The organism is Pseudomonas sp. (genome assembly GCF_035277045.1).
In the GTDB taxonomy this organism is placed as follows: domain Bacteria; phylum Pseudomonadota; class Gammaproteobacteria; order Pseudomonadales; family Pseudomonadaceae; genus Aquipseudomonas.
On record NZ_DATELE010000280.1, the window covers coordinates 1 to 6,607 of the forward strand.

Here is a 6,607-nt window from a genome sequence, read left to right on the forward strand (position 1 = left end):
TGGCGCTGGGGCAGGGCGGGCGCGAGGCCAACGGCCGCGGTTATCCGGCGTACACCGAGGGCAGCCTGGCACGGGCCATCCAGCAAGGCCTGGACCCGGCCGGCAATCGCCTGGACCCGGCGATGCCACGGTTCGTGCTTAGCATGGCCGACCAGCGAAACCTCACTGCGTACCTCAAGCGCCTGGGTGAGGAGCGTGATCCTGGGGTGGAGGAGGACACCCTGCGCCTGGGTACCCTGCTGCCGGAGCAAGGCCCGCTGGCGGAGGCCGGGCGGGTGGTGCGCGCGGTGCTCGAAGACGGCATCGAGCTGCTCAACCGCCTGGGCGGGGTGCACGGCCGGCGCCTGCAACTGGTGTCGCTCGATCCCGGCCCGGACCTGGCGAGCGGGGAGCAGGCCCTGGCCCGGCTGATCGGGGAGGAGCGGGTGTTCGCCTTGCTCGCCCCGATGGCACCCAGGCTCGACGCGCGGCTGGGCAGCCTGCTCGAGCAGGCCGGAGTGCCGTTGATCGGCAGCACGCCTCGCGGCGGTGGCGGCGCACAGGTGTTCGACCCGCTGCCCGACCTGCGCGACCAGCTGCTGAGCCTGGCGAGCTATGCCCGCGAGGCCTTGCCGCTGACCCCGGGCACGGTCCGGGTGGTGTACGCGGGGGATGACCAGGCGCCCCAGGCCGAAGCCCTGCAGCAGCGGTTGCAACAGCTGGGCTGGGCACCGCTGCCGGTGACGGCGTACGCCGGCGAGGCGGTGGAGGGGCAGGGGGTGTTCTTCCTCGGCCGTGGCGCTGCCTTTGCCGACCTGGCCGGGCGTCTGCAGGCCGTGGGGCAGGCGCCCTACCTGTTCGCGGCCTCGAGCCAGGTCGCAAGCGAAGTGGCGGGCCTGGCACCGGCCTGGTCGGAACGGGTATTCCTGGCCTATCCGTTTGTGCCTGGCGACTGGACCGGGCAGGGCCGCGATGCGCTGGCCGCGCTGCGCCAGCGCCAGGGGCTGGACGGGCGCCAGGCGCCCCTGCAGGTCGCCACCTGGTGCGCGTTGCGCCTGTTCACCGAGGCGTTGCGCCAGGTGGGCCGCGATGCCAGCCGCGAGCAGCTGGTCCTGGCCCTGGAAGGCCTGCACGACGTCAACACCGGCCTGACCCCGGCCCTGGGCTTCGGTCCAGGGCGTCGTCACGGCCTGGCCGGCGCCCATGTGGTGACGGTGGCCATGGCGCCACCGGCCGGGCTGCAATTTCGCGCTGTTGCCCCGTACCGGCCGGTGCCGGATATCCCTTGAGAGGAGATTGCCATGCGTATCGTGCTGCTCTGGCTGGTGGTGTTGCTGTTATGGGGCGTCGTGCAGCTGTCCTGGGCCGAGTCGGCCCCCGTGGCGCGCGTCAATGGCGTTGACATCAGTGTCATGCGCCTGGAGCGTTACTTTGCCGATTACCTGCAGGGCCAGGGCCGAGCCGTCACCAGCATCCGCAGCCCGACGCTGTACAAGCGCCTGCGCGAGGAGGCCCTGGACGAGCTGATCGACAAGGAACTGCTCTGGCAGGAGGCCCAGCGCCGTGGCGTCGAGGTGACCGATGCGCAGGTGACGGCCTTTGTCGGCGAGGTCGAACGGCTGTTCGCGGGCGCGGATCTGTTCGAGCAGCGCCTGACCGAGGCCGGTTTCGATCGCGCAAGCTTTGCCGACTACACTCGACACGAAATGGCGTCCCAGCAGGTATTCGCCGAACTGACGGCGATCGAGGAACCCACCGACGCCCAGGTCCAGGCCTACTTCGAGGCCAACCGCGAGCGCCTGGAAAACCAGCAAGACCTGCAAAACGTCGCGAACCTAAGTGATAGTGCTTTGGTCATACAGCAACAAGGGCTTGCACTGGCCCGGGTGGCGCTGACCGGCCAGTTGCAGGCCGAGGCCCGTCAGACAGCGCGCGAGCGACTGCGCGCGTCGGCGCGGATACAACGCATGCAGTGAGCCTGCGGTTTGGCCCCAGAAGTGGGGAAAGCGTTAGGGGCACAGTGCCATTACCTTCCCCGACGTTGGGGGCAGGGGTATTCCCGCAGCCGGGGGATACGAGCAAAATCAACGACCTACAGTGGCGCAACATGTCATTTCAAGCCTGGCACGAAGCCTGCGTAAGCCCTATCAAGGCCGCGCTTCGAGGACCGGGCAACCGGGCAGTTCTTAGGAGTCGACCTTGGTGAACAAAGTATTGGTTGTCGATGACGAGCAGACCCTCGCGCAGAACCTGCAGGCGTACCTGCAGGCGCAAGGCCTGGACGTCCATGTTGCCCACGACGGCGCCAGCGGTATCGAACTGGCAGCACAGCTGGCGCCGGATGTGATAGTGCTCGATTTCCGCTTGCCCGATATGGAGGGGTTTCAGGTCCTGGAAGCTGTGCGCAAGAACAGGGACTGTCATTTCGTGCTGATCACCGCCCACCCGACCGCCGAGGTCCGTGAGCGGGCCGCCGAGCTGAGGGTCACGCATGTCCTGTTCAAGCCGTTCCCGATGGTGGAGCTGGCGCGCGCGGTGTTCGACCTGATGGGCATCGAGCGCCGTCGCAGGGCCACGGACACGCCGGCAGAGGGCTTCGTCGAGCGACGCCAGTCGAGGAACGAAACGTTCCCCCTGCAGTTGTACGATGGCAGCTGGGTCCTGGCCGACCGCCGACGCAATGGCGCGCAGCCCCCCGAACCTGACGACACACTGCCCAGCGGGGAGTAGCGGCGCCCGCAGTCCAACCCTGCGACGCGCCCCCGAGCGGAGTCGCAGGTCATGTCATCAGCCGAAACCGAGTTGCTCCCTTCGCTGGCAAGCCAGCTCCCACAGGTACTGCAGAGTCCTGAGGGCATCGCTGGACCTGTGGGAGCTGGCTTGCCAGCGAAAGGGCCCGAACAGGCACAACACCCCTCTGCCTACCCCCGCGAACTCCTGAACCAGGCCCGCGCCCAAACCGGCGACGAGCGCCTGCTCACCTGCCTGGAGCGCCTGTCCACCGACACCCCCACGGTCTTCACCCAGCGCCTGGGCGCCACCCTGCATTACCCCGTGCTCGACACCCAGGCCCTGTTCGCCAGCATCCCCTTGTTCGAGCGCGTCAGCCTGGCCCAGTGCATCAAGCGCGAATTCATCCTGGTCCGGCACCTGGGCCAGCCCATCGGCATCTTCGCCGACCCCTTCGACAACGCCCGCCTGACCTGGATGGACGACCGCCTGCAAGGCGCGCCGCTGTACCTGGTGCACGCCGCCGACCTGGCCGCCTACCTGGCGCGCCACGAAGAAAGCTTCCACGCCGTCGACTCCCTGGGCGGTGACGCCGACGCGGGTACCGAGGCCGACCCCCTGCAAAGCCTGTCCCTGGCCAGCATCAGCGAAGACCAGAGCCGGGTGGTCAAGCTGGTCAACTCGACGCTCTACGACGCCCTCAAGATGCACGCCAGCGACATCCACCTGGGCATGACCGGCCAGGGCCTGGTGATCAAGTACCGCATCGACGGTGTGCTCAACAGCGCCGGCAAAGCCAGCGGCAGCACCTTTGCCGATCAGGTGATCTCGCGCATCAAGGTCATGGCCGAACTGGACATCGGCGAGAAGCGTGTCCCTCAGGACGGGCGCTTCAAGGTTGCCATCAGCAACCGCCAGATCGACTTCCGGGTCTCGATCATGCCCAGCATCTTCGGTGAGGACGCCGTGCTGCGGGTGCTCGACAAGCAGGACCTGTCCGACCGCGTCAGCGGTGTGCAGCTGCAGGCCCTGGGCTTTGCCGACCACACCCTGCGCAGCCTGCGCCGCCTGGCCGCCGAACCCTACGGGATGATCCTGGTGACCGGCCCCACCGGCAGCGGCAAGACCACCACCCTCTACGCCATGATCAGCGAGATCAACCATGGCGTGGACAAGATCGTCACCATCGAGGACCCGGTCGAGTACCAGCTGCCCGGCGTGCTGCAGATCCCGGTCAATGAAAAGAAAGGCCTGACCTTCGCCCGCGGCCTGCGTTCGATCCTGCGCCACGACCCCGACAAGATCATGGTCGGCGAGATCCGCGACCCGGACACCGCGCAGATCGCCGTGCAATCGGCGCTCACCGGGCACCTGGTGTTCACCACCATCCACGCCAACAACGTGTTCGACGTGATCGGGCGTTTCAGCCAGATGCAGGTCGACCCCTACAGCTTTGTCTCGGCGCTCAACGCCGTGCTGGCCCAGCGGCTGATCCGCCTGGCCTGCCCGCACTGCGCAAGCCCCTGGCAACCCGATGCCGAGACCCTGACCGCCTCGGCCCTGAGCGAGGAGGCCGTCGCCGGCTGGCGATTTGTCCGCGCCCAGGGCTGTGGCCAGTGCCGGGGCAGTGGCTATCGCGGCCGCACGGCCATCGCCGAGCTGCTGCTGCTCGACGACGACCTGCGCCAGATGATCGTCGAGCGCCGGCCGCTGGCGCAGATCAAGACGCTGGCCTGCCAGCGCGGCCTGCGCCTGCTGCGCGGTTCGGCGCTGGAACTGGTCCGCGAAGGACGTACAACGCTTGAGGAGATCAACCGTGTCACATTTATTGCCTGATCGGTATTGCGCCGTGCTCGGCGCCGAAGGGGTGGGCCTTGGCCGTTGGCACGGGCGTGAACACCAGTGGCTGGGAAGCCGCGCGTTCAGCTGCGACGCTGACCAGCCTGCCTGGGAGCCTGCGCTCACGGCACTGGGCCACCTGCTGGTCGAACACCGTATCCAGCGCGGCCAGTTGCGCGTGCTGCTGTCGGCCCGCTACAGCCGCTTCTGCCTGGTGCCCTGGAGCGAAGCCATCGGCCATCCCACGGAACTGCAGGGGTACGCCCAGGCCTGCTTCGAGAACCTGTACGGCCAGTCGCTGGAAGACTGGCAGGTCGTGCTCTCGCCCGAGTCGGCCGGCAGGGCGCGCATCGCCACGGCGCTGCCCCAGGCCTTGCTGCAGGGCCTCAACACCCTGAGCAGCCGCGCCAAGCTCAGCCTCCGTTCGGTGCAGCCTTACCTGATGGCGGCGTACAACCGCTGCGCGGCGTTGCTGGAGCAGGGTGATTTTCTCTTCGTGCTCGCCGAGCCTCGGCGCAGCGTGCTGCTGCTGGCCGCTGGCGGCGCCTGGCAGCAGGTGCTGGCCCAAGGCTGCGCCGACACCGACCAGGCGCTGCAGGCACTGATCGAGCGCACCTGCGAGCTGTACGGCGCGCAGCTGCCGCGGGTGTTCCTGCACGCGCCGGGCCGCCAGGAGATGCCCGCAGTGCGTGCGGTGCGCCTGTGCCCGGTGGTCGGCGACGCCGATCCACTGTGCGCCATGTGGCGAGCGGTGGCCTGACATGCGCGCCCTGGACCTTGAATTCCAGCCCCGGCGCAGCGGTCTCCTGGCCTGGACGCTGCTGGCCCTCGGCATCGCGCTGCTGCTGGCGCTGCTGGTTGCCCAGCAGTTGTGGCAAGCCGAGCAGCAGGCCCTTGAAGCACAGGTGCAGCGCCTCGAGCAGCAACTGGGCCGGCGCCCGGCCAGCAGCGCGCCGCAAAACAGCGCCGCCAGCCGGGAGCAGACCGAACGCCTGGCGCAGATGCGCAGTGTCTCGCAACAGCTGCAGCGCCCATGGCAGCAATTGTTCAGCATGCTCGAAGCGCTGCCCCAGGACGACGTGGCCTTGCTGACCCTGACCCCGGACGCCCGCAAAGGCCAGCTGCGCATCAGCGCCGAGGCGCGCACGCTCGAAGCCATGCTGCAGTTCCACAAACGTCTGGAAAGCAGCGGTGAGCTGCGCGATGTGTCGCTGCTCAGCCACGAGATCAACGCCAGGCAGCCCGAGCACCCCGTGCAGTTCAACCTGTCCGCCACCTGGGAGACCGGCAATGCGCATCCCTAGCCTGATTGTTCACGAACAGCTGCGCCGGGTGGGCCGCGCAGGCCTCGGCGCGGCGCTGGTGCTGCTGCTGGCCGTGCTGGTGGCGCTGTTCGCGGTGCTGCCGCAGTGGCAGCAGGTGCGCCAGCTGCGCGCCGCCGTGGCCGATGCCGGCGCGCAGGTGCAGCGCCTGCAGCGCGGTGAGCTCAAGGTCGAGATCAAGCCTGAGCAACAGGCGCTGGACAGCCTGCGCGATCAGCTGCCGGCCCAGCCCCAGGCCAGTGAGCTGATCGACCGCCTGTACCGCCTGGCACGGGCCGAGCGCATCACCCTGGCACGCGGTGAATATTCCTTGGGCGTCGATCCCAGGACGCAGCTGGCGCGCTACCAGATCCTGCTGCCCATGCGCGGCAGCTATCCGCAGATCCGCGGCTTCCTGCAAGCCTTGCTCGGCCAGCTGCCGACCCTGGTGATCGAAGACCTGGAGCTGCAACGCAAGCGCATCGGCGACGACCAGCTCAGCGGTCGCCTGCGCATGACCCTTTACCTGTCGAGGTCGTGATGAACAGCCAACGTGCAGTGATCTGGATGGCGTTTCTGGGTACCAGCGCCGTGCTGGCCTGGGCGCCGGGGCACTGGTTCGGCCAGGCACCGGTGGAGACGGTCGAGATCCGCCCGGCAGCGGCCCGGCCAGCGGCTGCCGCGCAACAGGCCACCCCGGCGGCCGCGCGTACCTCGACGGGCAACCTGTTCCCAAGCCAGCGCTGGAGCACGGCGCC

The 6,607-nt window shown here is 68.5% G+C and carries 7 protein-coding genes and 1 pseudogene; all 8 read left to right on the top strand.

The genetic code is table 11. The features are described from left to right. Positions 1–1,268: ABC transporter substrate-binding protein (locus VJS90_RS19465; protein WP_324123263.1), on the top strand; the 1,268-nt coding region annotated here is incomplete at its 5' end. 12 nt (positions 1,269–1,280) lie between these two features. Further along, the gene (locus VJS90_RS19470) at positions 1,281–1,955 is read left to right on the top strand and encodes a SurA N-terminal domain-containing protein (RefSeq protein WP_324123264.1); all 675 of its coding nucleotides are present in this window, start codon (positions 1,281–1,283) and stop codon (positions 1,953–1,955) included. 223 nt (positions 1,956–2,178) lie between these two features. Next, positions 2,179–2,709 (top strand): response regulator, encoded by a 531-nt coding sequence (locus VJS90_RS19475; protein ID WP_324123265.1) that lies wholly within the window; start codon positions 2,179–2,181, stop codon positions 2,707–2,709. A 51-nt stretch (positions 2,710–2,760) separates the two neighbouring features. Then, a complete protein-coding gene (locus VJS90_RS19480) occupies positions 2,761–4,545 on the top strand; it encodes a GspE/PulE family protein (protein WP_414704956.1) in 1,785 nt (594 codons plus the stop codon). Further along, positions 4,526–5,308, top strand: coding sequence for a hypothetical protein (locus VJS90_RS19485; protein WP_324123267.1), 783 nt, complete (start codon positions 4,526–4,528; stop codon positions 5,306–5,308). Before VJS90_RS19480 ends, VJS90_RS19485 begins: the two co-directional genes overlap by 20 nt. 1 nt (position 5,309) lies before the next feature. Further along, the gene (locus VJS90_RS19490) at positions 5,310–5,852 is read left to right on the top strand and encodes a PilN domain-containing protein (protein WP_324123268.1); all 543 of its coding nucleotides are present in this window, start codon (positions 5,310–5,312) and stop codon (positions 5,850–5,852) included. Continuing rightward, positions 5,839–6,390 carry a type 4a pilus biogenesis protein PilO gene (gene pilO / locus VJS90_RS19495; RefSeq protein WP_324123269.1) on the top strand — a complete coding sequence of 184 codons (552 nt, stop codon included), beginning with the start codon at positions 5,839–5,841 and terminating at the stop codon, positions 6,388–6,390. Before VJS90_RS19490 ends, pilO begins: the two co-directional genes overlap by 14 nt. After that, positions 6,390–6,607: pseudogene (locus VJS90_RS19500) on the top strand (hypothetical protein); the annotation flags it as partial. The gene pilO and the pseudogene VJS90_RS19500, both read left to right, overlap by 1 nt.